The following is a 22,573-nucleotide window of genomic DNA, read 5'->3' as shown; positions in this document are numbered from 1 at the left end:
CCCCGCCGATGTCGAGCGCGCAGCGGGCTGCGCGCTCCCGGAGAATGTTCGATGAAAGCTTCCAGTCTAGCGGCGGTGCCGCCACGGCCCCTGCACGCCTGCGATCCGAAGAGCAGTGAGTTCATTCAGCTGCGCGATGTCTATAAGTCCTATGGCGAAAATCTGGTGGTGATGGACCACCTCGATCTGGATATGCGTGCTGATGACCGCTTGGTCATCATTGGTCCCAGCGGTAGCGGGAAAAGCTCTTTGCTGCGGGTCATGATGGGGCTCGAGAGCATCCAGGGTGGAACCATCAGGTTTCAGGGCAAGCCCTATATCGATGGCAATGCCAGAGGTAAAGGCAAACCCATGGACTGCTCACTGCAAACCCAGGTGGGCATGGTGTTTCAGCATTACACGCTGTTTCCACACCTGTCCGTTCTGGGCAATCTGATCCTTGCGCCCATGAAAGTCCATGGCCTGTCCAGGCCTCAGGCGATCGAGAAGGCTCGACTGTTGCTGGCCCGGCTGGGGCTGGAGAGCAAGCTCAACGTTTACCCCAGCCAGTTATCCGGTGGCCAGAAACAGCGTGTGGCGATTGCCAGGGCGCTGATGCTCGAGCCCAGGCTGATGCTGTTCGATGAGGTCACTTCCGCACTCGATCCTGAGATGGTCATTGAGGTGCAGAACGTGATGCTGCAACTGGCCGAACAGAAGATGGCGATGATCATCGTCACCCATGACATGCATTTCGCCCGTCATATCGCTACCCGGGTGGTGTTTTGCGCCAACGGCAAAGTGGTCGAGCAAGGCCATCCCGATCAGTTGTTCACTCAGCCCAAGGAACCTCGCACTCGCGAGTTTCTGGAAAAAGTGCTGCATCTGAGCTGAGGAGCGCAGTCATGAATTATCAATTCGACTTCAACTTTCTGAACGGCAATATCGGTTTGTTGTGGGATGGCTTGAAAGTCACCCTGCAACTGGCCCTGGTATCGAACGTCGTCGGTCTGGTGCTTGGGTTCGGCCTGTGTTTGATGACGTTGAGTCGCTGGTTTTTCCTGCGTTGGCCCGCGCAGCTGTTTATCGAGTTCTTTCGTTGCACGCCGGTATTGCTGCAAATCGTCTGGTTCTTCTACTGCGTGCCGATGCTGTTCGACGTGTTCATCGACCCCATCACCATGGGGGTTCTGGCCCTGGGACTGAATCTGACGGCGTTTAACGCCGAAGCCTATCGAGCCGGCGTTCAGGCAGTACCGCGTGAACACCTGGATGCCTGCGTTGCGTTGGGTCTACGACCTTGGCAGCGCACGCTCTACGTGATTCTTCCGCAAGCATTGCGCAGTGCCATACCGGTATTGATGACCAACGGCATCTCGATTCTTCAGCAAAGTGCACTGGTGGCGATCGTCGCAGTGGCAGACCTGATGTACGTCGGCAAAAGCATTGCTACCCAAGCCTACCGACCGCTGGAAACCTATTCACTGATCGCGCTCATCTACTTCGCGCTGTCGCTGCCCATCGCTCAGCTGGTGCAGTGGCTGGAGCGTCGTCAGGACGCTGCGCTCGCGCGCTGAGGAGAATGTCATGCATATCGATTTCACTGTGGTGTTCTCCTACTGGCAATCCTTGCTACAAGGTCTGGCACTGACCCTGGCGTTCACCGTGGGTTGCGCCATTCTGGGCAGTTTGTGCGGTTTTCTTCTGAGTCTGTTGCGAGCGTCCCGCACACGCTGGATCAGCGTACCTGCGGGACTGTATGTGGAACTGTTTCGCGGTACGCCGCTGTTGATCCAGCTGTTCTGGGTGTTTTTCTGCTTCCCGGTGGTGTTCGGCATCGATGTACCTCCCTACGTTTCGGTGTTGCTGGCACTCACTCTGTATATGGCAGCCATCACCAGCGAGACCTTCCGGGGCGCTCTGAAATCCATTCCTGGCGAACAGCATGATGCGTGCGTCGCATTGGGGCTGGCCTCATGGAATAAAACGATCTTTGTGGTGTTTCCCCAGGCCTTGCTCAGGGGCATTCCACCCTTGCTGTCCAACGTGGTTTCTCTATTCAAAGAAAGCGCGCTGATTTCCTCGGTGGGGATCGCCGACCTGATGTTCGTGGGCCAGAACATCTCCAACAGCACGGCCCGCCCGGTCGAGTTTCTCTCGGCGGTGGCGGTCATCTATTTCCTCGTGGCGTTCCCGTTGACCCGTCTGGTCGGCGTGATCGAGGCGCGGATGCTGCGACGCTATGCGTACTAACCCCAACCCTGTTATTCAACTTAAGTGGAGTGTCTTCAATGACTCAACTCAAAGGCATCCTGCCTGCTCTGGTCACGCCTTTCGACAAGTCCGGCACTGTCGATTACGACATGCTCTCCAACATTATCGAGTTTCAACTCAAGGCCGGTGTCAAAGGCTTCGTGCCCCTGGGCTCCACCGGTGAGTATTACGCGCTGACCAACGAAGAACGGCGTCAGGTATTGGCCACTGTGCGAGAGGTGGTCGGTGACCGTGGTGTGCTGATTGCCGGCGCCAACGGGTCCTGCACCCGTGAGGTCATCGAGCAGGTGAAGCAGACCCGGGATGCGGGCTATACCAACCTGCTGATTGCTCCGCCTTACTACGCACTGCCGTCCCAGGAAGAGCTGATCGGCCACTACCAGGCCATTCTCGATGCAGTGCCCGATATCAATGTGGTTTTGTACAACTATCCGGTTCGAACCAACGTCGAAGTCGGCTTCGGCGTGCTGGAGGCGTTCAAGGACAACGAGCGCGTTATCGGTATCAAGGAAAGCAGCGGCAACCTGCTGCGTGCCATCGAAATTGGCGGCACCTACAAAAATCACTACCAGTTGTCCTGTGGTTCCGATGACCAGGCCCTGGACTTCTTCCTGTGGGGAGCGACCAGCTGGATCTGCGGTCCGGCCAACTGCCTGACCCGGCAGGTGTGCGACTTCTACAGCAAGTACAGCAGCGGTGACCTGGCAGGTGCGCAGTCGATCGTGCGCTCGCTGTTCCCGGTATTGGCGGATATGGAGTCCGGCAAGTTCATCCAGAAGGTCAAGTACGGTTGTGAACTGGCCGGTTTCGACGCGGGCAATGCACGGATGCCGTTGCAGCCGCTGACCGTCGATGAGAAAGCGAGCTTCCGCAAGGCCTTCGAACTGGCTCAGGGTTAATGGTGCTTGCCGCATCGGTCGCCCACGCACGGCCGGTGCGGTCCTACGGAGTGATATGACATGACCCGACACGTATTCAACTGCATCGAAGGCCATACCGAGGGTATGCCCGTGCGCATGGTAGTCGCCGGTGCTCCGACGCTTGCAGGCGCGACCATGAGCGAGCGACGTGAACACTTCATTGCCGAATTCGACTGGATTCGCCGCGCCTTGATGCTTGAGCCCCGAGGGCACTCGCACATGTCGGGCACGATCTTCTATCCGCCGATGCGCGCCGACAGTGACTTCAGTCTGCTGTTCATCGAGACCTCCGGCTGCCTGCCGATGTGCGGGCATGCCACCTTGGGTTCCATTACCTTCGCGCTGGAGTCCGGTCTGATTGTTCCGAAGGTTGCAGGTACCGTGGTGGTGGATGTTCCGGCGGGCCAGATCCACGCAACCTACACCCGTAGCGGCGACAAAATCAGCTCAGTGTGCTTCACCAATGTTCCGTCATTTTTGCTGCACCGTGATCTGACCATCGAATTCCCGCCACTGGGATTGCTGAATGTCGATATTGCGTATGGAGGCAACTTTTATCCCATTATCGACGTGCAACCCAACTACCCGGGTTGTGAACATTTCAGCCCGCAGCAGTTGCTGGAATGGGGGCGGCAAATCCAGGAGCTGGTCAACCGGTCCGTGGACGTGGTCCATCCGGAAAATCCGGCGATCAAAGGCCTCAAGCATTGCATGTGGACAGGCGCACCGCTGTCATTGGAGTCCCAGGGGCGGGCGGTGGTGATTGCCGGGGCCAGTCTCGTCGATCGCTCCCCATGCGGCACCGGCAGCTCGGCGCGGGTCGCTCAGCGTTTTGCCCGTGGCTGGCTGGCGGAAGACGCTGCCTATCGCCACGAAAGCCTGATTGGCAGTTTTTTTGTCGGTCGCGTGGCGCAGCAGCTTGAATTGGAAGATGGTCGCTCCGCGATTCGCCCCAGCATAGAAGGGCGCGCATGGATCACCGGGCGCGCCGAGTTTATTGTCGACGATACCCAACCCTGGTGGGACGGCTTCAGCCTGGAAGATTATGCCGCTCCAGCCTCTGCTCAAGAGACTTCCCTATGACACCTCTGCAGTCCGCTGCACAAGCACCCGCCCTGCGTGAGAAGGCCGTCGTGGTCGGCGGGGGAATCGTTGGCGTCTGCTGTGCTCTTTATCTACAGCGGGAAGGTTATGCCGTCACCCTGATCGACCCCGCACCAGCGGGTGACAGCACCGCCAAGTGGAGTTGCGGGCAGATGGCGGTCAGCGAGGTCATTCCGCTGTCCAAGCCCGGGATCCTGAAGAAAATACCCGGTTGGCTGCTCGATCAGAAAGGCCCCCTGGCATTAAGACCCGGCGCATTGCCCGGCATCCTGCCGTGGTTCCTGCGGTTTCTGGCCTGTGCTCGCCACTCGAAAATCGTCGAAATTTCCGAGGACATGGCGACACTCACACACCATGTCTATGAAGACTACGCCCCCTTGCTGGCGGCATGCCCGGACAAGACCCTGATGGGGGAGAGGCCGATCATCGAAGTGTTCGACTCGCCATCGGGGCTGGATCATGAACGCCCTCATCTGGAGTTGCGCAAAGCCCTGGGCTTCAAGTCCGAGGTGCTCGACCGCGCCGCAATCTCCGACCTTGAGCCATCCCTGGCGGGTAAATTCAGCCATGGCCTGCTGTTTCCGGAATGGCGCGCGGTTAGCGACACCAAAGGCTTTATCGCGGCGCTGACGCAAAGCTTTATCGACCAGGGCGGCGTTCGTGTGCGTGGCCAGGTCAAACGTATCGATGAAGTGGCAGATCGCGCCAGCGGAGTTACCCTCACGACGGGTGAGCGCTATGGCGCGGAGCACGTGGTGATTGCGGCAGGAACAGGTTCACGGCAGTTCTTCGATCAGATCGGCACTCAGGTTCCTCTGGCCGGGATTGCCGGTTATCAGGTGCTGCTGCCCAACCCTGGGGTGGAGGTTCGCCACTCGGTGATTTATGCCGATGGCGGGTTCTGCTTCAGCCCGATGACTCGGGGCCTGCAGATCGGCGGAACCATCGAGTTCGCAAGCCCCAATGCCGAGCCGAACTTCAAACGTGCCGACATCATTCTTGAGAAAGCCCGAAAAATTTTGCCTCAGTTGCAGCTGGACAACATCGAGTACGGAGTCGGCTATCGCCCATTCCTTCCCGACACCAAACCCGTCATTGACCGCAGCAGCCGTTTATCGAACGTATTCCTGGCGTTCGGTCACGGTCAGCTGGGTCTGACCCTGGGCGCGACGACCGGGCGACTCATTGCCGACATGGTCGCCGGTCGCACACCCGCCCAGGACTTGAGCCCTTTTAGCGCCACGCGCTTTGCCCTTTTTGGAGACCACGCATGAAATCCTATGACCAGCTCTATATCGATGGCCAGTGGGTTCGCCCGAAGAAAGGGGGCACATTTGGCACCGTCGACCCCTGCACTGAGTCGGTCATCACTCAAGTCGCTGCGGCAACGGCAGAAGATGTCGACTTGGCGGTAAAGGCCGCGCGCCGTGCCTTCGATGAAGGCCCGTGGCCGAAAATGACCGGAGCCGAACGTGCGACGATTCTGCGGGCAATCGCTAGTGGCATTCGCGAACGTCAGGACAAGCTCGCTGAGCTTGAGGTACGTGACAACGGCAAACCATTGCCCGAAGCCCTTTGGGACATTGGTGATACGGCGGGGTGTTTCGATTTTTACGCCGATTTGGCGGACGACTTGGACGGTCACCGTGAACAGAGCATTTCACTCGCGGATGAGCGCTTCACTTCGATCGCACGCAAGGAGCCGATGGGGGTCGCCGGGGCCATTATTCCCTGGAACTTCCCGATGTTGATGGCCGCCTGGAAGGTCGCACCGGCCTTGGCTGCCGGTTGCTGCATGGTGCTCAAACCGTCGGAGCTGACGCCGCTGACCGCCCTCGAACTGGCAGATATTGCCCATCAGGCGGGTCTGCCCGCCGGGGTACTCAATGTCGTGACAGGCTCGGGCCCGGATGCCGGCGCGTCGCTTGGCGAGCATCCCGGTATCGATAAACTGGCTTTCACCGGTAGCGTTCCCACCGGCACCCGGATCATGCAAGCGGCTGCTCGCGATATCAAAAACATCAGCCTGGAGTTGGGCGGTAAATCGCCATTCATCATCTTCAACGACAGCGATATCGAAGCCGCTGTCGAATGGATCATGTTCGGGATTTTCTGGAACCAGGGCCAGGTGTGTTCGGCCACTTCCCGAGTGCTTGTTCAGCGTGATCTGTATGAGCCTCTGCTCAAGCGTCTGGTCGAGCAGACGCAACGTATCAGCATCGGTAACGGCATGAGTGAGGGTGTACTGCTCGGGCCTTTGGTCAGTCGCGGCCAATATGACAAGGTCCAGGAGGCAATCGCCCGAGGTCGAGAAGAGGGCGCAACGCTTCTGACAGGCGGCACTCGCCCGGCACATTGCGATAAGGGCTATTTTATGACTCCGGCGATTTTTGCCGATGTGCCGCAGGACAGCTGGATCTGGCAAGAGGAAATCTTCGGGCCGGTGGTTTGCGTTTGTCCTTTCGACGATGAAGCTCAAGCACTGCGTAGCGCCAACGATTCGCGCTTCGGCCTGGCAGCAGCCGTGATGTCTCGGGATCTGGAGCGCGCCGAGCGAGTCGCCCGTCGTCTGCGCGCAGGTATCGTCTGGATCAACTGCTCCCAACCGACATTCACCGAAGCACCGTGGGGTGGCTATAAGCAAAGCGGGATCGGTCGCGAACTCGGGGAGTGGGGCCTGAACAATTATCTGGAAACCAAGCAGATCACTCGATACGACAGTGAGCAACCGTGGGGCTGGTACATCAAGTAAGGGATCTCGCTATGCGCTGGAAAAAAACGCTGCAAATGGTCGACGTGCATTGTGAAGGTGAAATCGGCAAGGTCATTACCGGGGGAGTCATTGATGTTCCCGGCACGACCATGCTCGACAAGATGAACTACATCAACGAGGTGGATGACAGTTTGCGTCGGTTGGTGGTGCTCGAGCCCCGTGGCTGTCTTCAAATGTCGGTGAATCTGCTGCTGCCACCGACCCGGCCAGAGGCTCAGGCAGGCTTTATCGTCCTGCAGGCGGACAAGGCTCACCCCATGTCCGGCAGCAACTGCATCTGCGTCGTGACGGCGTTGCTGGAGCTGGGCATGCTGACGATGGAGGAGCCAGTGACGACTGTCGTGCTGGATACTCCGGCAGGTTTGGTGACAGCCCGGGCACACTGTAAGGAGGGGCGTTGCTTGAGCGTTTCCCTGGATATGGTTCCTTCGTTTGTCGAGCAATTGGATGCCCCCATCCAGACTGCCGAATTCGGAACCATCAAGGCCGACATTGCGTTCGGCGGGGTGTATTACGCGTTGGTCGATGTCGATCAGGTCGGTTTGACTATCGCCCCCGAAAATGCCCGCGAACTGGCGACTCGAGGTGTGCGTCTCAAAGGGCTCATCAACGAGCAGGTCAGCGTCAGTCATCCGCTGTTGAAGGGCCTCAACGAGGTTGCCTATGTGATGTTTCGCAACCGTGTGGACCGGAAAACCTACCAGACTTGCACGACGTTACCGCCAGGCCGGGTGGACCGGTCGCCTTGTGGAACGGGGAGCTCAGCTAACCTGGCCACATTGAGCGCGCGAGGTTTGGTCGACGTGGGGGACACGCTTGTTTCCCGTTCCACCATCGGTGGCGAGTTCCAGGTCGAGCTGCTTGGCCTGACCGCAGTGGGGGACAGGGCTGCGGTTCTGCCCAGGATCACAGGTCGTGCCTGGATTTACGGGTTGCACCAGGTCGGCGTAGACCCGGATGACCCATTGTCTGAAGGTTTCATGCTAAGTGATACCTGGGGCGAAGGATTCTAACTATGGCGGGGCAGGTGTTAAAGTTGCAGGCTGGCCGGATGTCTGGCCAGCACGGCTGAGAGCGACCCAATGAGTAAAGACACCACTGAAACGACCGGAAGTGCAAAACGCCATGGCGGCCGCTACATCTACGAGGAATTGCGCAAGCAAATTCTGACGCTGAAGCTCAAGCCTGGTACGCCCCTGGATGAGGTGTCTTTAGCAGCGCAGTTTGGCCTGTCCCGTTCACCTGTGCGCGATGCGCTTGCCCGGTTGATCAGCGAGGGGCTTGTCACCATTTTGCCTAACCGCACGACGTTGGTGACACCCTTCGAAATCGAGGAATTTCCCAACTATATTTCCGCCCTCGATCTGATCCAGCGCGCAGTGACCCGGCTCGCTGCCATGCACCGCACCGAGGAGGACCTGATTCGTATACGCAAGGCCGATGCCGCTTATCTGGCCGCTGTGGATACGGGGGATTTCCAGTCAATGTCCGAAAGGAACAAAGCCTTTCACATGGCTATCGCCGAGGCCGGGAAAAATCCATATTTCATCAGCTACTACGAAAAACTGTTGGGCGAAGGACAGCGTCTTGCGCATCTGCACTTCGACTACATTATCGGCGCGGCGAGCACCACAACCCGATTAGGTCGGGACCACGACGAGATTGTCGATGCCATAGCCGCGCGTAAACCCGACGAAGCCGAGCACGCGGCCCATGAACATACAATGTTGTTTCAGCGCCGGTTCCTGGCGTATATGCAACAGAACCTGACGGAAAATATGTCCGTTGCTTGAACCGCGTCGTCGGCAATGCTTGCCCCACGAGGGGCACGGGGCGGCTTTTCCTCTACTCCGTCGGCAACCTCAGATGCTTTCGGCGACGTCGATCTGCGGTGAAAGCATGAACCTGGCGCCAGCATCGGAGGAGGGATCTATCGTAGCGTCCACCATGGCCTTCACGGCGGTCTGCGCCAGCGCCACAACCGGGTGAGAAAGAACACACTGAACCACGCCATCGCGCAGGGCCGCCGACGTGATCGGGGTCAAGTCGTGACACACCACCGTCGGCAACGGGACGTTCTGCGTTTTCAGTACGCGCAGTGCGCTGACCACACCCTCGATTCCTCCACCGGCCACATAGAGGCCGACCAGGTCGGGCTCACTGGTCAGGAGGTCCAGGGTACTGGCATAGGCGAACTCCTCATCCTCCAGAGTCAGGCGAGTAGCCAGTAATTCCCAATCCGGGGATTGTTCCGAGAGGAACGAGCGCAAACTCATCTCGCACAGCTCCTGGCATTGAAAGCGCTGTGTTCCGAGCATCACTGCCACCGGGCCGGGTTGTGGCGCCAGATGTTTGATGAACCAGCCTGCGGTGCGGCCCATGCGCCGGTTGTCTACACCGACATAGCCTGCGGCTGCCGAAACTTCCAGCTCGGATACCAGGGCAACCACCGGGATGCCTGCAGCACGCATGTGGGCAACGGCCTTGCGCACCACTGAATGGTCAGCCGCAACGACACCCAGCGCATCGACCTCACCTTGTAGCTGCAGGATGCGCTGCGCCGTGGCTGTCGGGTCCAGGTCATCGATGTAGTTGATCATCACCCGAACCTGCGCCCGAACGCTGGCCGCCGCGGCCTCGGCCAGGGCTTTTGCCAGGCCCTGATAAAAAGCGACGCCGCGCTTGTGAAGCAGGAACCCCAAGCGCACGGTCGGGCGCTTCTGAAGCAGCCTTTGCTCGATCACATTGCGCCCGTAGAACCCCAGCCTGGCGGCGGCTTCGGCAATGCGCTGCGCGGTATCGGCGCGCACATTGGCGCGCAGATTCATCACTCGGTCAACGGTGGACAGGCTGACTCCTGCAGCCTGCGCCACATCCTCCATGGTTGAACGGCGTTGCGACGGGTTGTTTGGCTCTGACATGAAATGAAAGCCTTGCAGAAAGTTTTGACGGGTTTTGACAGCTATCGCCTGGCGACTATAGCAGCAGTGGCCGGGCTCGCCTTAGGATTCCTCCGAGCGAAACAGCACGACTCATAACAATAATCATCGGAGCCTGACATGACCCTCCATATCTCGACCGCCCCCTGTTGCTGGGGCGTAGACGATGCCAAGAATCCTCATTTACCGGCGTGGCAGCAGGTGCTCAGTGAAGCCGCGCAGGCGGGCTATCGCGGCATCGAGCTTGGGCCTTACGGTTACCTCCCGCTCGACTCCCGGGTGCTGGGCCCGGTGCTGGCTGAGCAGGGGTTGCACGTCGTAGCCGGGACCATTTTCGACAATCTGGTCGATCCCTCCAATTTGCCGAATCTTCTCAGTCAAACCCGCAACATCTGCGCCTTGCTCAAGCAATTGCCGGTGATCCCACAGGAGCCGGGACAGCGCTTTGGCATGCCTTGCCTTGTGGTCATCGATTGGGGTCACGAGGAGCGTGACTACGCTGCCGGTCATTCCGACCGCGCCCCGCGTCTGGCGCAAGATGCCTGGCGAGGCATGCTGAGCCATATCCGTGCGATTGCCGAGCTGGCATGGACGCAATACGGCGTGCGAACGGTCATTCATCCTCACGCCGGGGGCTACATTGAGTTCGCTGATGAGTTGGCTCGGCTGGTCGACGACATCCCCTATGAAGTGGCGGGTTTGTGCCTGGACACCGGCCACCTTTACTACGCCGGCATGGACCCGGTTCAGACCCTGCGCCAGTACGCGGATCGCCTGGATTACCTGCATTTCAAAGACATTGATCAGGCCGTGTTTGATCAGGTGCTGGGCGAGCACATCAGCTTCTTCGCTGCGTGCGGCAAGGGTGTGATGTGCCCGATCGGTCAGGGTGTCATCGACTATCACGCCTTGCGCCAGCTGATCGCCGAGCTCGGTTACCAGGGCTACATCACCGTCGAGCAAGAACGCGATCCCCGTAACGCCCATGGCAGCCTGCGGGACGTCACAGCCAGCCGTGCCTACCTCTCCCGGGTGGGTTTCTGACCCGCTCTCACGCCAAGGACTTATCGATGATCAATGGCAGCAAGCGTATTCCCCAACCTATTCGTTGGGCCATGGTAGGCGGTGGCCGCGATAGTCAGATCGGCTACATCCACCGCAGCGCAGCGTTACGTGACCAGGCATTTGTGCTGGTGGCCGGCGCATTCGATCTTGATCCAGAACGCGGCCGGGCGTTTGGTGTGCAGCTGGGGGTCGACCCTGAACGCTGCTATGCCGACTACCGTAGCTTGTTCGAGGGTGAGGCGGGGCGGCCGGATGGCATCCAGGCGATTTCCGTAGCGACGCCCAATGGCACCCATTTCGCAATTACCAAAGCGGCGCTGGAAGCAGGGCTGCACGTGGTCTGCGAAAAACCCTTGTGTTTTACCCTGGAGGAGGCGCAAACCCTGCGGGAAATTGCCTCAGCCAGGAACAGGATCGTGGGGGTCACCTATGGCTATGCCGGACACCAGCTTATCGAGCAGGCCCGTGAAATGATCGCCCAGGGCGAGCTGGGTGAGATCCGCATGGTTAATATGCAGTTCGCCCATGGTTTTCACTGTGAGCCCGTGGAAGCTCGAAGCGACGCCACCAAGTGGCGGGTCGATCCACGCCTGGCAGGGCCCAGTTATGTTCTGGGGGACGTCGGTACCCACCCGTTGTACCTGTCGGAAGTCATGTTGCCCGAGCTAAAAATCAAGAAGTTGCTGTGTGTCCGTCAAAGCTTCGTCAAAAGCCGGGCACCTCTTGAGGACAATGCCTACACCCTTATGGAATATGAGGGAGGGGCGATGGGGACATTGTGGTCCAGCGCGGTGAATGCCGGCTCCATGCATGGCCAGAAGATTCGGGTAATAGGCTCCAGGGCCAGCCTGGAATGGTGGGACGAGCGCCCGAACCAGCTGTCTTTCGAGGTCCAGGGCAAGCCCGCCCAGGTGTTAGAACGTGGCATGGGCTATTTGCATCACAACGCACTACTGGATGACCGCATTGGTGCCGGACACCCCGAAGGACTGTTCGAGGCCTGGTCCAACCTTTATTACCGTTTCGCCATGGCCATGGACGCAGCCGACCGCGGGGACCAGGCACTGCTGGCGACGCTGCGCTATCCGGATATCCACGCGGGTGTCGAGGGTGTGCGATGGGTCGAACGTTGTGTCAGCTCTGCCGACAGCGGTGGGGTGTGGATCGATTACTGACCCACGATACGGTTTGCCCCCAGGCGTGAACCGGTCACTCATAGTGTGAAATTATCTTCAGAGGGGATGAAGCCCGGCTCCAGGTTGGGCTTCATCCAGGGTGAACACCAGCGCCTTCAAGCCGCATTCAGCGTCGGCGTCGGCAAATTCCGGCGGGTTTTCCAGGCGTTGTTCGAAGCGCAGGCTCGGGGCTTCGCGAGTTACGCCGTCGATGAGGAAATCCGGGCCTATGGCCGGGTCGTTCATGCAGGCCAGTACGGTGCCGTGGCTGCTGAGCAGTTCCGGCAGCCGGCGCAACACGCGCTGGTAATCCTTGGTCAGCAGAAAGCTGCCTTTCTGAAAGGAAGGTGGGTCGATGATCACCAGATCGTAAGGGCCGCTGTTGATTACCTTGCCCCAGGACTTGAACAGGTCATGGCCGAGAAAACTCACCTTGCCCAGGTCGTGACCGTTGAGCCGGTGATTGTCGCGCCCACGGCTCAGGGCAACGCGGGACATGTCCAGATTGACCACATGATCCGCGCCACCCTCGATGGCGGCCACTGAAAACCCGCAGGTATAGGCAAACAGATTCAAGACACGCTTGCCATGGGCGTTGGCCCGTACCCAATTGCGGCCGTAGCGCATGTCGAGAAACAGACCGTTGTTCTGTTTCTTGCCCAGGTCCACCTTATAACGCAGGCCTCCCTCGGTGATCGTCCATTCCTCGATCGTTTCCCCCAGCAGCCATTCGGTGGTGCTTTGCGGCAGGTAGCGGTGTTGCAGCAATAACCTATGGGCGCCGGATTTTTCCCACGCAGGCGACTGAGTAATCTCCATCAGCAGCCGCTTCAATGCCTCCAGCTGCGTCTGCTCAGGCTCCTTGAACAGCGAGACCAGGACCACGCCCTGCATCCAGTCGACGGTCAGTTGTTCCAGCCCCGGCCAGCATCGGCCCCGGCCGTGGAACAGCCGGCGGGTTTCGTCGGGCACAGCTGCCAGGGCCGTCAGCAAATGGTGGTGCAGGGTAGAGAGGGCGTCAGGATTCATTGGGCAGGGCTGGCAATTTGAAGGGGCGGCATTTTAAACACAATTAGCCGGATATATAGGTCACCGGGATTGAAACCGCCACTGAGCTCGCAGCGTTATCTCAATGACACTGCCTGTTGGAAGAATCCCGCTCAAGTCATCTTGGGCGGGATTTTTGTGCTTCTTGAATGTCCAGCACGCAGGCAGGGCACCGAAGCGTGAGGAAGGCCCCGGGTTTGAAGAGGGAGGATTTCGCCAGCGTGGAGTCAGTAGACGGCCGTTTTTGTTGGAAGGATCCCAAATGACTTTCTTATATCAAGTGAAGGAGATTTTAATTGTCTCTCTCCGGTCAGTTGATTGTACGCCTTGACCCTTCGGTGATTTTCCGCATAACCGCCTATCGCTGAAACCGTTCCGCTTTGAATATGGTCCAGGTAACGGAATATCTTTTGTGGCGAAAGAAAGCTGATCTTGTAGTTCAGCGCTGCCATTCTATCTTGCAGTTCATAACCGGGATTACGCTCATCCATTTGAAAATGTAGCCCGTGTTTTTTAATCAGCCGCACATTCCACAGGGTACAAAAGCTCTTCAAGTGAGTTTCTCTGAACGGTTTCGGCGACTTTGCTTTCAAGCCCAGGGCTCGCATGCCACGCCGAGCGTAATGCTTGAAAAATCGTGAAACCAGGCGCCAGACCGAACGGCCCACACCTCGATTCAACTGTTCCAGGCATCCGACCGCTGCCACTTCGCGTGGACCGGTGCACTGGCCGATCATCATGGTAAAAAACAGTCGGATCGTAAATAAAAGTATCGGTGTGCAACAGAAACAGATACTCGGTTTCAACGTGATCCAAAGCAAGATCCAGGGCTCGGCCGTGAGCAACGCTTCCTGCTTCAGGGGCGGCTACTTTACGTTCAATCAGGTTGATCCAGTTCAGTGTGCGCAGGTATTTGCTGCTCGCATCGTCCGAATGGTTATCCACCACAAAAACAGGAACGCCAGTCTCCTGCAACCCCTCGCGCAGCAGCTCCAGGCAAGTCCTGGTCAGCTCCAGTGATTTGTAATTAACCAGCACAACACTGTAGTTGGCCTTGGTCGCAAGTGGGTACGTCATAAGTTCTTCAACCTCGATGGCTGACTGCTGTTCCGGTAATGCCAGTTCGAAGGGGGGCTGGCATAAGCTTCAGGCTTGCGCTCATCCTAGAGCGGGTAACCTTTCAGCCTGTTCCCCGGCGGATAAAATTTCTGACAGGATTGTTTTTCGATCCCGATGGGCTGGCGCTGCTGCGTACTGCGTTGATGGTTAACCTGTCCGGCATTGCGGCCAACGAACAGGAACAGAGTTCCCGGCGGGCGATACAGGGACAGGACGTGACTTCTGGATTGTGCGCTGCGCCGCAGTGACGGCCTGGCAGCCGGGGCAGGGCGATGGGCAAGCCGCGCCATCCGTTGTTAGCGCAAAGACGGGTTATGATGACCCCGCCCAGCGCTGATCCTTGAAGTCACGGGCAAGCCTTAACCCTCGGAGTCAGAAACTCGATGTTCACCATCACCCCCTTTGAAACCCCGCCGCCCGAGGCCATCAAAAGCCAGATCCTGCAGATGGTCGTCGACTACGTAACCGATATCAGCATGGTGGCCATCGCGCCGAGCAATCCGCTCTACAACCTCTATCAATACGGTATCGGATACGAGGTTCATCTCTATCTGGACGCTATGGACGGTTCCAGAGGCATTCCCGTCGAATTGATCGTGGCCTCGGATGCCCAGGACCCTTCCACTGTCGTCGGCTTCTTGCTGTATCTGCCGGTGAAGGACGATCCCGAGGCTTGCGCAGTGGCCTATATGGCCGTGCGGGAAGGCCACCGACGTCGGGGTGTTGCGCGCGCGATGCTGCAGGACATGGTCAGTCGATACCCTCATGCCGAGCTGGCCTGCTTTGTTGGCAAGGTGCCGTATTTCGAGTCGATGGGTTTTCAGGTTGTGGGTGCGCGCGGTCCTCAGGTCGTCATGAATACCCGCGACCACGGTACGGACGGCCTGTTGGCGGTGTTGGACGTAGCGCCGATCTATAGCTCTGTGGAGGTGCGGCAGATTCATACTTATCTGCTTGCGCAAAACGGTAGAAAAGCGATGGTGGACGCCGAGAAGAAGCGTGACCGGCATCTCGACCAGATGACACGCCACGCGAAGGCCTTTGTGCTGGACCGTCTTGGAGAGGCCGCCTTGCAAGACACCGGGCGCGGACCACGCTTGCTCTAACAGGCGGTGATTCGCCGTGGGGGCGATCACCGGTGTACTTGGTTGCGCCCGTTACGCTTGGCCTGGTAAAGCGCGTCATCGGCGCGAGTCAGGAGGCTCTCCAGGTTGTCACCGGTTCTGGCGAGGGCGACACCAAAGGACGCGGTTACCGTGTCCAGCACCTTTTCGGAGCGACGAGCCTTGATCCGCAACGACTGAATTTTCAGACGCAGTTGCTCCGCGAAGGCATGGGCGCTGGTGATATCGGTACACTCCTGCAGGATCACGCAGAACTCTTCGCCGCCATAGCGTGCCGCCATGGCATGCGGTGGAAGCGAGTTTCGCAGCACCTGACCGACATGTTGGAGTACGCGGTCGCCTAAAGGATGACCGTACTGGTCATTGAATTGCTTGAAGTGATCGATATCCAGCATGACCAGAGCCACACCCTGGGGGGCGTTGCTCAGCGCTTGCTCCAGCAAGCGAGTGAAGGTGTTTCGATTGAGCACCTGAGTCAGGCTGTCCAGCGTCGCGGCCAGCTGGACGCGCTCAAGCTTGTCTCGCAGGCTTTTAATCTCATTTTGAGCAGTTTGCAGTTGGGAAAGGAAACGCTGCTGCTGGTTCTGCATGAGCTGGGTGCTCTGTTGCAATTCGCTGAGTACGGCGGGCAACCGGTTAATGACCGGCTCCTCAAGCATACCCAGGCAGTGTTCCAGGCTGGCCTGAAAGTTGAGATTGCCCATCACGCTGCTCGAGATGTCGCGTTCAATGTCGTCAACCAGGTTGATCGCTTGTTGCTGCCCGGCGCGGGCGTCCTCCAACTCATCGCGAATGATGTAGTCGCGAAAGAGCCTGGCGGCGGATTCCGGGGGGAAACTGTCGAAGTCTTCGACCACCCTATCCAGGTGGCGATTCAGTTCAGGCTCCAGGCCTTTGCTGTAGGTGTACCAGAGGGCGTAGTGCACTGGGTTGGGTGGAATATTGTGACGCACCATCAGCGGTATGGCTTGCTTGAGCAGGGCCGCCGCCTCGCGGGTATCCTCTGGATATAGCGATAGGGCAGTCGCCCGCTTCTCTGATTGGCTCATAACGTCACTGTCGTTGTTGATTTTTGTCGAACATAAAGCAAGAGGAGCATAACCATACCTCTTGCAGACGGCCATCCTATTCTAAGCTGATCAGCGTATAGACCTGATGTAGACCTGGCTTGACTGCAGCAATTCGTTGATCAAGCAGCCCGGACTGTCCTGATTGAGCTTGAAGTGCAAAGGTTACAGGACATGCTTGAAGGCACCGTCATTACTCCAGTCGCCAAATCGAAGCAGGCACGAGCGTAACGCCATGAAGTGTTCAATCGAGCGACATGGGCAGCCAGGATGGTCGTTTCTGTTGGCCTCTACCCAGGGCGACGCTAAGACTCCTGGCGAAACCTCTCCGCAATGGCATCCGCATATGGATAGAGCGAAAAGTAGGGCCTGGCTTCGTCGATCACCCGTTGGAATGACGGTCTGTGCGTCAACCTGTCGAAATAGGCGCTCAAGTGACTGAACCCGTCCGGGAACGGCTGGACGGTACTGGCATAGAAAAGCGCCGGGGCAGCGGCGCAATCGGCCATGCTGAAGTCCTGACTGGCAACCCAGGTCCTGGATGCCATCTGGCGGTCGAGCATGCCATATGCGGTCTCCAGCGTGGATCGTGCTTTTGTCAAATCACCGTTAGCACCGCTCAAGCGATCACCGACTATCTGTTGCATCGGCCCTTGGACATAGTTGTCGAAAAAGCGGTCCCATAGACGCACATCCAGCGCGGTGTCCCAATTGCCTGGAATCAAAGGGTGTTCACCGGCATAGAAGCGATCCAGGTACTCAATGATGACTGTGGACTCTGGCAGGTCGCGCATGCGAGCGTGGTCACGGATGACCGGGAATTTGCAGATTGGCCATATGGCTTGAAGCTGTGCTCTGTCTGCATCGTCGGTGAGATCGATGATCCGCTTTTCGAATTCGACAGCGTTTTCGTAGAGCGCGATGAGTACTTTGTGGCAGTACGACGCCAGCGGATGATAGTAAAGAGTCAGCGACATCTTTCGGCTCCTGGGGGGACGTGTGGGACGCACTACTTGAAGACGGGAAAACCAGTGCAGTCTGCGCTGTCGTTCGGGGGGAGGCCTGGCACGAGGCGAAATGGCATCTGGTCGACGATAACGCTTGTGCACGCAGGCGTTCCGAGTCCGTTGTACCCATCATCATAGTCGCTGGATTGACTGCCCGAAGAGGTCGTAGCGGCGGCGACAGCCGAATCAGGTTCGATCATTGATCCCTGACAATAAGTTTTAATAACGAATCAGTAGGCTGTTCGCAGTAATAACACGAATTATTGATGACAATTTTTTCCACTGTAATGATTCTGTTGCCACTTGCAGTGGTGGAATGCATATATAAAAGTTGCCAATGGGAAATGCATTTTTTATGACATGAGCTAGCCTTTCCTCCAGGCATAAAGGATGAACGCCGGGGGGTGCATGGAAGCGCGGAAATATTCCTGGATCTGGCTGGCTCTTTTTCTTTGCGATGGTGTGGGGGTGACGGCTGTTTATAAGAGCCATCTAAGTGATACGCCACAAGATTCTCTTGCCTGGGGCGGGTACGTCGTACTGATTCTTGTGACAACAAGCCTGGCTGCAGCGCCGCTTATCCGCTTTCTGGAACATGGGTGGTTTGCCCGGTATGAGGAGTTCAGGAACCGGCTTAACAACGGGGCCCTCGTTTTTTATTTGAGGCAGTTTTGGCAGCCACGAACCGATAAAAACCGCATTTTGAAGACGTGGCCCATTCCCGAAGACGCGGACACCAAAAAAGCTGCCGAGCTAGCGGCAGATGTCTTGTTTACCACGATCTATGAGGAGAACTACGGCCGCAATGCATTCTTGATTCCTATGACGCTGATGCTTGTTTCAGTTTTCGTAGGTGCAACGCTGTATATCGCATGGGCTTTTGGCGGACTGAAATCTGGCTCGTTTGTGAATGCCCAGATTGCCGCTGCCTCCCTGGGCGGCGCGTATCTGTTTGTCATCAGTGATCTTGTGGTCAGCGTGCGCAGGCGCACTTTGAACGTGGCGGATGTCTATTGGTATGCGCTGCGGATGGTTCTGGCGATCCCTATCGGTATGGCTTTCAGTGCGACCACAGATACAGCGCCCAGCCTGCAGGCTACGACGGCGTTTGTTGTGAGTACCCTTCCTATGGATGTGTTGTTCAAGGCACTGCGCCGGCTGGCTGCACGCAGTCTGAATAATGCAGAAAAGGGGCAAGAAAGTGATCAGTTGATTCAGCTTGAGGGGGTCACGGCCAACATTGCTGCGGTGTTATCAGCCGAGGGGGTCGATTCAATCGAACAGCTTATCGGGATAGATCCTGTTCTTCTTTCCATTCGAACCGGCTTTTCTTTCAAGTACGTCTTGCGATTGGGATCTCAAGCGATCGTCTGGAGGCATTTTGGCCAAAATGCACACAGTCTGGTTCCCCTTGGACTTGCTGATGCGCCCGCCATTGCATCGCTGATGAAAGTGTTTGTTCACCCCCCGCAAAACCCGAACTTGTCTCTGGAGTCAGCCAATAGTGTGCTGGCTGACGCGGCCGCCTGCATGCACGACCAGGACCATCCGGCCCTGAGTGTAGAAACGCTGAAGTTCAGTTTTTTCGAAATCACGAAAGAGAGCTACACCCTTTTCTTGTTGGCGACCCAAAAACAGGACTATCACCCACCGGATTAACTGGCCACTAGCGTATTAATCCATTGCCTTTGTATTGGAGACGGCTTTGCTAACGAGAAAATAATTTCCGACCTCGATGCAGGGGTGCCAATACCCTGCTTACTCAACGCATGCGCATGGCTTACGCCGATATTCGGTCATCCTGGAGCCAAGGGCACGCAACGTTTCATTAAGGAGACGGCCATGGCTGTAAACCATGTTTTTGTACTGATGCTGGAAAACCGGTCATTTGATCATCTACTCGGGTATTCCGATATTTCCGGTATTTCGTCACCGCCGCCGGATGCCACTGCAGCGAAAGACAGCATGGGTGGGAGAGTGGCTGTATCAGATGATGCCGTGGATCAAATGGGCGATATTGACCATGAGTACCCGGCAGTTCGAGTACAGCTTCATGGGAAGGGGCAAAGCGACACAGACCCCGTCACAATGGATGGCTTCTATCAAGCCAATGGCGCCGAGTCTTTACGTTGTTTTACAGCAGGCGCACCCCAGGTTCAGGTGTTACGCCACTTGGCCAAGGAATACTGTGTTTTCAATAATTGGTTCTCTTCTGTCCCCGGGCCTACCTGGCCCAATCGGTTTTTTGTGCATGCCGCGACATCAGGGGGGTTGGACAACAGTCCGAGCAATCTGGAATCGATGGGGGCGGTGACGCTTGAAAGTCTCGGCTTCGATTTTTTGTACGGTACGATTTACGACTGGCTGGACAAGGCCGGTCTAGAGTGGCGTGTATACCATGATGACCTGCTTCCCCAGATACTTTCTATCAAGGGCATGCCGGATTACTTCGTCGATCCGGGTGACAAGCATTTTCGCTGGCTACATGAGATGGCAAAGGATCTCAATGGCAGTTACACCCCTAGCTATACATTCATTGAGCCGTCGTACGATGTCGTGAATGGGTATAAAAAAGGCAACTCCCAGCATGCAGCAGGCACTGTATCGTCTGGTGATGCACTTATTAATTGGGTCTACCAACAGATCCGTGGGTCCAGTATCTGGGAGTCGAGCGCGCTGTTGATCCTGTATGACGAACATGGAGGATTCTATGATCATGTCGTCCCTCCAAAATGTACGCCGCCTGGTGACGACCAGCGTAATAGGAGTAAGGCAGCGCAGCCGCAAAAAAGCGCGTTCGATCAACTAGGCGTGCGAGTACCCGCCGTGCTTGTTTCGCCCTGGGTTCCCAAAGGTAAAGTCGTCACCACCGAAGAAGGCCAACCCGCTTTCGATCACAGTTCTGTCATTCGAAGTCTCACTGATCTATTCCCCACTCTGCGAGGTGCCCTTCAACAGGCGGGCAAAACATCCTTGACCCGGCGCGACGGTGCAGCAGCCTCCGCTGCGCCCCTTTTCTCGTTAGTGCAGCCTCGAACGGATGACGAGCCGGTGTACCAATCGCTTCGAACGCTCCCCGCCAGTGTTTCCAGCGCGAACGCTCTTTTGGATGGCGCGGCGAGCATTAATCTGGATAGTTTGCCGGTCAGTGGGTTCAAGACCGGGTTCACCCATTTGGCTTGCGCCGTTGAACTTGCACGGCAACAGCTTTCGGCCCAGCCCACGTTACATACCTCTCTTGGCACAAATGATTTATCGACGGAGGGTGGTGCACAAAGTTTTATACGGCAGCTGGCTACGCTGAATCCGAAGTTGAAAGGGGCTTGATGAGACGCGCAGTGGGTAGCACTTCGGTAAAAAACGCTACCGGTCAAACCTGACGACGGCGCAAGACGATATCCCGCCAGGGTTGTCGGCGTTTGTCCGGGCGATGCCTGCTGCGCAACATCAGCGGCTTGGGCGCTTCCATCGCCAGCGCCACATTGCAACAGGCGCTTCAGGCGTCGGCCGCTGTCCCGCTCGTATGAGCCTGCAGGCACCGTACCAGAGCATCGAATGTCGCCTTGCAGCGCGGGCTCGCATACGCTGTCGAGCAGCGGGAGGGCATCGCGGTTTGCAACTGAAGTGGTTGATGGTGAATCGGAACCACGAGCAGTATGCAAATATCGCCCATGCCTACCGACGGCGGGCAAGACGAGTTTCTCAGCGCTACTACGCTGTCATTACAGCAAAGATGATGAATCACCCCCCCTGAGGCCTCTGCATCGCCAGCGTCCAGGCGCAAAGCCGATCACTCGGGGATGACCTGACGGGTATCGCTGCGCTCAGCCCAACCTGGAGGTGCAATGAATGAGTAATGACTCTCGTGAGCACGGCGAACCGTTCAAACGTGTGTTTTTCGCGCTGCCCTGCGCGTATGCACAACGCCGGGCCATAGCCCAATGGCGCAGTGCTCTTGGTCTAAGTAGCGGACGCCCGGTTCCAGCGGAAAACTTTCATTTGACTCTGATGTTTCTGGGATCAGTAGCCATGACGCAGATTCCGGGCATCTGCGCTGCCGCCGCCAGTATTCGCATGCCAGGCGAGCATTTGACGGTACCTCTTGACCACCTCGATGTATGGCGCCGCGCCGGCATTTTGTTACTCGCTCCAGCGCAGGAACCACTGGTGTTGCGCCAGCTGGTCTATGCCTTGCAACAGGCACTGCTGCCTCTCGGGTTTGTGGACGCCCCCCGGGAATTTCGCCCGCACTTGACCTTGATGCGGGACTATCGAGCACCTGTCCCTGAATCGAATGCCCCACCAGACTTTCACCTGAGTGCCAGACACTTCACCCTGTTCGAGTCGCATAAAGGCCGCTATCGGTCGCTGGCCGAATGGCCCCTGGTTCCGTAGACGCACCCGACTGTCCCTCGGTATGGCCGGTTACGAATGGCAGGAGTCGGTCGAGACTGTGTAAATAAACCGGTTCGGCGCTGCCCAGGCTTTTTGAGGGTTGCCAATGCTGCGAGGCCTGGCTTACCAAATTGGGGAGCGATTTATTAGACCACTGCACATCGCCACTCGGGAGGGCGCACTCGCTGAAGCTAACCGCCGGGCAGGAATATTCAGATCAACGCTCAATTGGTAAGCTCCGTCCTTTATCGAACAAGGACAGCTCGTGTGATTACCTGCCATGTGAAGTATCTGATTGACCCTTACCAAATCCCTGCTTTTGAAAGCTATTCACGATTGTGGATCCGGCTGGTGACTCGAATGGGAGGCTTGCACCATGGCTATTTCCTGCCTGCCGAAGGTGCAAACAATATCGCGTATTGCCTATTCAGCTTTCAAAGCCTCTCGGACTACGAACGCTATCGCAAAGAAGCCGAAACCGATGCCGAATGCATCAAGGCGGTGACGTTGGCGCTAGAGAAGAAATTCATTGTCAGCTATGAGCGTAGCTTCATGCGCCCCGTGCTCGATTGACCTTGCTATCAG

20 protein-coding genes and 1 pseudogene are annotated in these 22,573 nt (G+C 57.4%); 16 read left to right on the top strand and 5 right to left on the bottom strand.

Going from position 1 to position 22,573, the window contains the following annotated elements:
• Window positions 1-51 precede the first annotated feature (51 nt).
• From AC07UI_RS09545 to AC07UI_RS09505, 9 genes are all read left to right on the top strand, one after another.
• A complete protein-coding gene (locus AC07UI_RS09545) occupies window positions 52-873 on the top strand; it encodes an amino acid ABC transporter ATP-binding protein (protein WP_494992253.1) in 822 nt (273 codons plus the stop codon).
• Window positions 874-884: 11 nt separating this feature from the next.
• Window positions 885-1,556 carry an amino acid ABC transporter permease gene (locus AC07UI_RS09540; protein WP_494992252.1) on the top strand — a complete coding sequence of 224 codons (672 nt, stop codon included), beginning with the start codon at window positions 885-887 and terminating at the stop codon, window positions 1,554-1,556.
• Window positions 1,557-1,566: 10 nt separating this feature from the next.
• Window positions 1,567-2,232, top strand: a complete 666-nt coding sequence (locus tag AC07UI_RS09535) for an amino acid ABC transporter permease (RefSeq protein ID WP_494992251.1) — start codon at window positions 1,567-1,569, stop codon at window positions 2,230-2,232.
• A gap of 38 nt (window positions 2,233-2,270) precedes the next feature.
• The gene (locus AC07UI_RS09530) at window positions 2,271-3,152 is read left to right on the top strand and encodes a dihydrodipicolinate synthase family protein (RefSeq protein ID WP_494992250.1); all 882 of its coding nucleotides are present in this window, start codon (window positions 2,271-2,273) and stop codon (window positions 3,150-3,152) included.
• Window positions 3,153-3,212: 60 nt separating this feature from the next.
• Window positions 3,213-4,256: a 4-hydroxyproline epimerase gene (locus AC07UI_RS09525; protein WP_494992249.1), complete on the top strand. Its 1,044-nt coding sequence runs from the start codon at window positions 3,213-3,215 to the stop codon at window positions 4,254-4,256.
• Entirely contained in the window at window positions 4,253-5,551 is a 1,299-nt protein-coding gene (locus AC07UI_RS09520; protein WP_494992248.1) for an NAD(P)/FAD-dependent oxidoreductase, read from the top strand. The genes AC07UI_RS09525 and AC07UI_RS09520 overlap by 4 nt, the downstream gene beginning before the upstream one ends.
• A complete protein-coding gene (locus AC07UI_RS09515) occupies window positions 5,548-7,029 on the top strand; it encodes an aldehyde dehydrogenase family protein (protein ID WP_494992247.1) in 1,482 nt (493 codons plus the stop codon). The genes AC07UI_RS09520 and AC07UI_RS09515 overlap by 4 nt, the downstream gene beginning before the upstream one ends.
• 11 nt (window positions 7,030-7,040) lie before the next feature.
• Window positions 7,041-8,063 (top strand): proline racemase family protein, encoded by a 1,023-nt coding sequence (locus AC07UI_RS09510; RefSeq protein WP_494992246.1) that lies wholly within the window; start codon window positions 7,041-7,043, stop codon window positions 8,061-8,063.
• 69 nt (window positions 8,064-8,132) lie between these two features.
• On the top strand, window positions 8,133-8,843 hold the full coding sequence (locus AC07UI_RS09505) for a GntR family transcriptional regulator (RefSeq protein ID WP_494992245.1): 711 nt from the start codon (window positions 8,133-8,135) through the stop codon (window positions 8,841-8,843).
• 69 nt (window positions 8,844-8,912) lie between these two features.
• Here AC07UI_RS09505 and AC07UI_RS09500 read toward each other — a convergent pair whose 3' ends face one another.
• On the bottom strand, window positions 8,913-9,971 hold the full coding sequence (locus AC07UI_RS09500) for a LacI family DNA-binding transcriptional regulator (RefSeq protein WP_494992244.1): 1,059 nt from the start codon (window positions 9,969-9,971) through the stop codon (window positions 8,913-8,915).
• A 138-nt stretch (window positions 9,972-10,109) separates the two neighbouring features.
• On the opposite strand from AC07UI_RS09500, the gene AC07UI_RS09495 reads away from it, so the two are divergent.
• Window positions 10,110-11,033, top strand: a complete 924-nt coding sequence (locus AC07UI_RS09495; RefSeq protein ID WP_494992243.1) for a TIM barrel protein — start codon at window positions 10,110-10,112, stop codon at window positions 11,031-11,033.
• Between the two features lie 26 nt (window positions 11,034-11,059).
• The gene (locus tag AC07UI_RS09490) at window positions 11,060-12,229 is read left to right on the top strand and encodes a Gfo/Idh/MocA family protein (protein WP_494992242.1); all 1,170 of its coding nucleotides are present in this window, start codon (window positions 11,060-11,062) and stop codon (window positions 12,227-12,229) included.
• Between the two features lie 57 nt (window positions 12,230-12,286).
• Here AC07UI_RS09490 and AC07UI_RS09485 read toward each other — a convergent pair whose 3' ends face one another.
• Both AC07UI_RS09485 and AC07UI_RS09480 read right to left on the bottom strand, forming a co-directional pair.
• A complete protein-coding gene (locus AC07UI_RS09485) occupies window positions 12,287-13,258 on the bottom strand; it encodes a class I SAM-dependent methyltransferase (RefSeq protein WP_494992241.1) in 972 nt (323 codons plus the stop codon).
• A gap of 245 nt (window positions 13,259-13,503) precedes the next feature.
• Window positions 13,504-14,353 (bottom strand): annotated as a pseudogene (locus AC07UI_RS09480) (glycosyltransferase family 2 protein).
• A 425-nt stretch (window positions 14,354-14,778) separates the two neighbouring features.
• On the opposite strand from AC07UI_RS09480, the gene AC07UI_RS09475 reads away from it, so the two are divergent.
• The gene (locus tag AC07UI_RS09475) at window positions 14,779-15,501 is read left to right on the top strand and encodes a GNAT family N-acetyltransferase (RefSeq protein ID WP_494992240.1); all 723 of its coding nucleotides are present in this window, start codon (window positions 14,779-14,781) and stop codon (window positions 15,499-15,501) included.
• 26 nt (window positions 15,502-15,527) lie between these two features.
• Here AC07UI_RS09475 and AC07UI_RS09470 read toward each other — a convergent pair whose 3' ends face one another.
• Both AC07UI_RS09470 and AC07UI_RS09465 read right to left on the bottom strand, forming a co-directional pair.
• Window positions 15,528-16,568, bottom strand: coding sequence for a GGDEF domain-containing protein (locus AC07UI_RS09470; protein ID WP_494992239.1), 1,041 nt, complete (start codon window positions 16,566-16,568; stop codon window positions 15,528-15,530).
• A gap of 323 nt (window positions 16,569-16,891) precedes the next feature.
• Window positions 16,892-17,563 (bottom strand): glutathione S-transferase family protein, encoded by a 672-nt coding sequence (locus AC07UI_RS09465; protein WP_494992238.1) that lies wholly within the window; start codon window positions 17,561-17,563, stop codon window positions 16,892-16,894.
• A 438-nt stretch (window positions 17,564-18,001) separates the two neighbouring features.
• Between AC07UI_RS09465 and AC07UI_RS09460 the strand changes: the two genes are divergently transcribed.
• From AC07UI_RS09460 to AC07UI_RS09445, 4 genes are all read left to right on the top strand, one after another.
• Window positions 18,002-19,252: a hypothetical protein gene (locus AC07UI_RS09460; RefSeq protein WP_494992237.1), complete on the top strand. Its 1,251-nt coding sequence runs from the start codon at window positions 18,002-18,004 to the stop codon at window positions 19,250-19,252.
• A gap of 183 nt (window positions 19,253-19,435) precedes the next feature.
• Window positions 19,436-20,920, top strand: coding sequence for an alkaline phosphatase family protein (locus AC07UI_RS09455; protein ID WP_494992236.1), 1,485 nt, complete (start codon window positions 19,436-19,438; stop codon window positions 20,918-20,920).
• Window positions 20,921-21,442: 522 nt separating this feature from the next.
• The gene (thpR, locus tag AC07UI_RS09450) at window positions 21,443-21,988 is read left to right on the top strand and encodes an RNA 2',3'-cyclic phosphodiesterase (RefSeq protein ID WP_494992235.1); all 546 of its coding nucleotides are present in this window, start codon (window positions 21,443-21,445) and stop codon (window positions 21,986-21,988) included.
• 267 nt (window positions 21,989-22,255) lie between these two features.
• Window positions 22,256-22,561: an NIPSNAP family protein gene (locus AC07UI_RS09445; RefSeq protein ID WP_494992234.1), complete on the top strand. Its 306-nt coding sequence runs from the start codon at window positions 22,256-22,258 to the stop codon at window positions 22,559-22,561.
• Window positions 22,562-22,573: the final 12 nt, after the last annotated feature.

Source organism: Pseudomonas sp. GW821-FHT04C07 (assembly GCF_059420325.1).
Note: the sequence above shows the minus strand (reverse complement) of the source record. Positions and strands in the feature narration are given on the sequence as shown.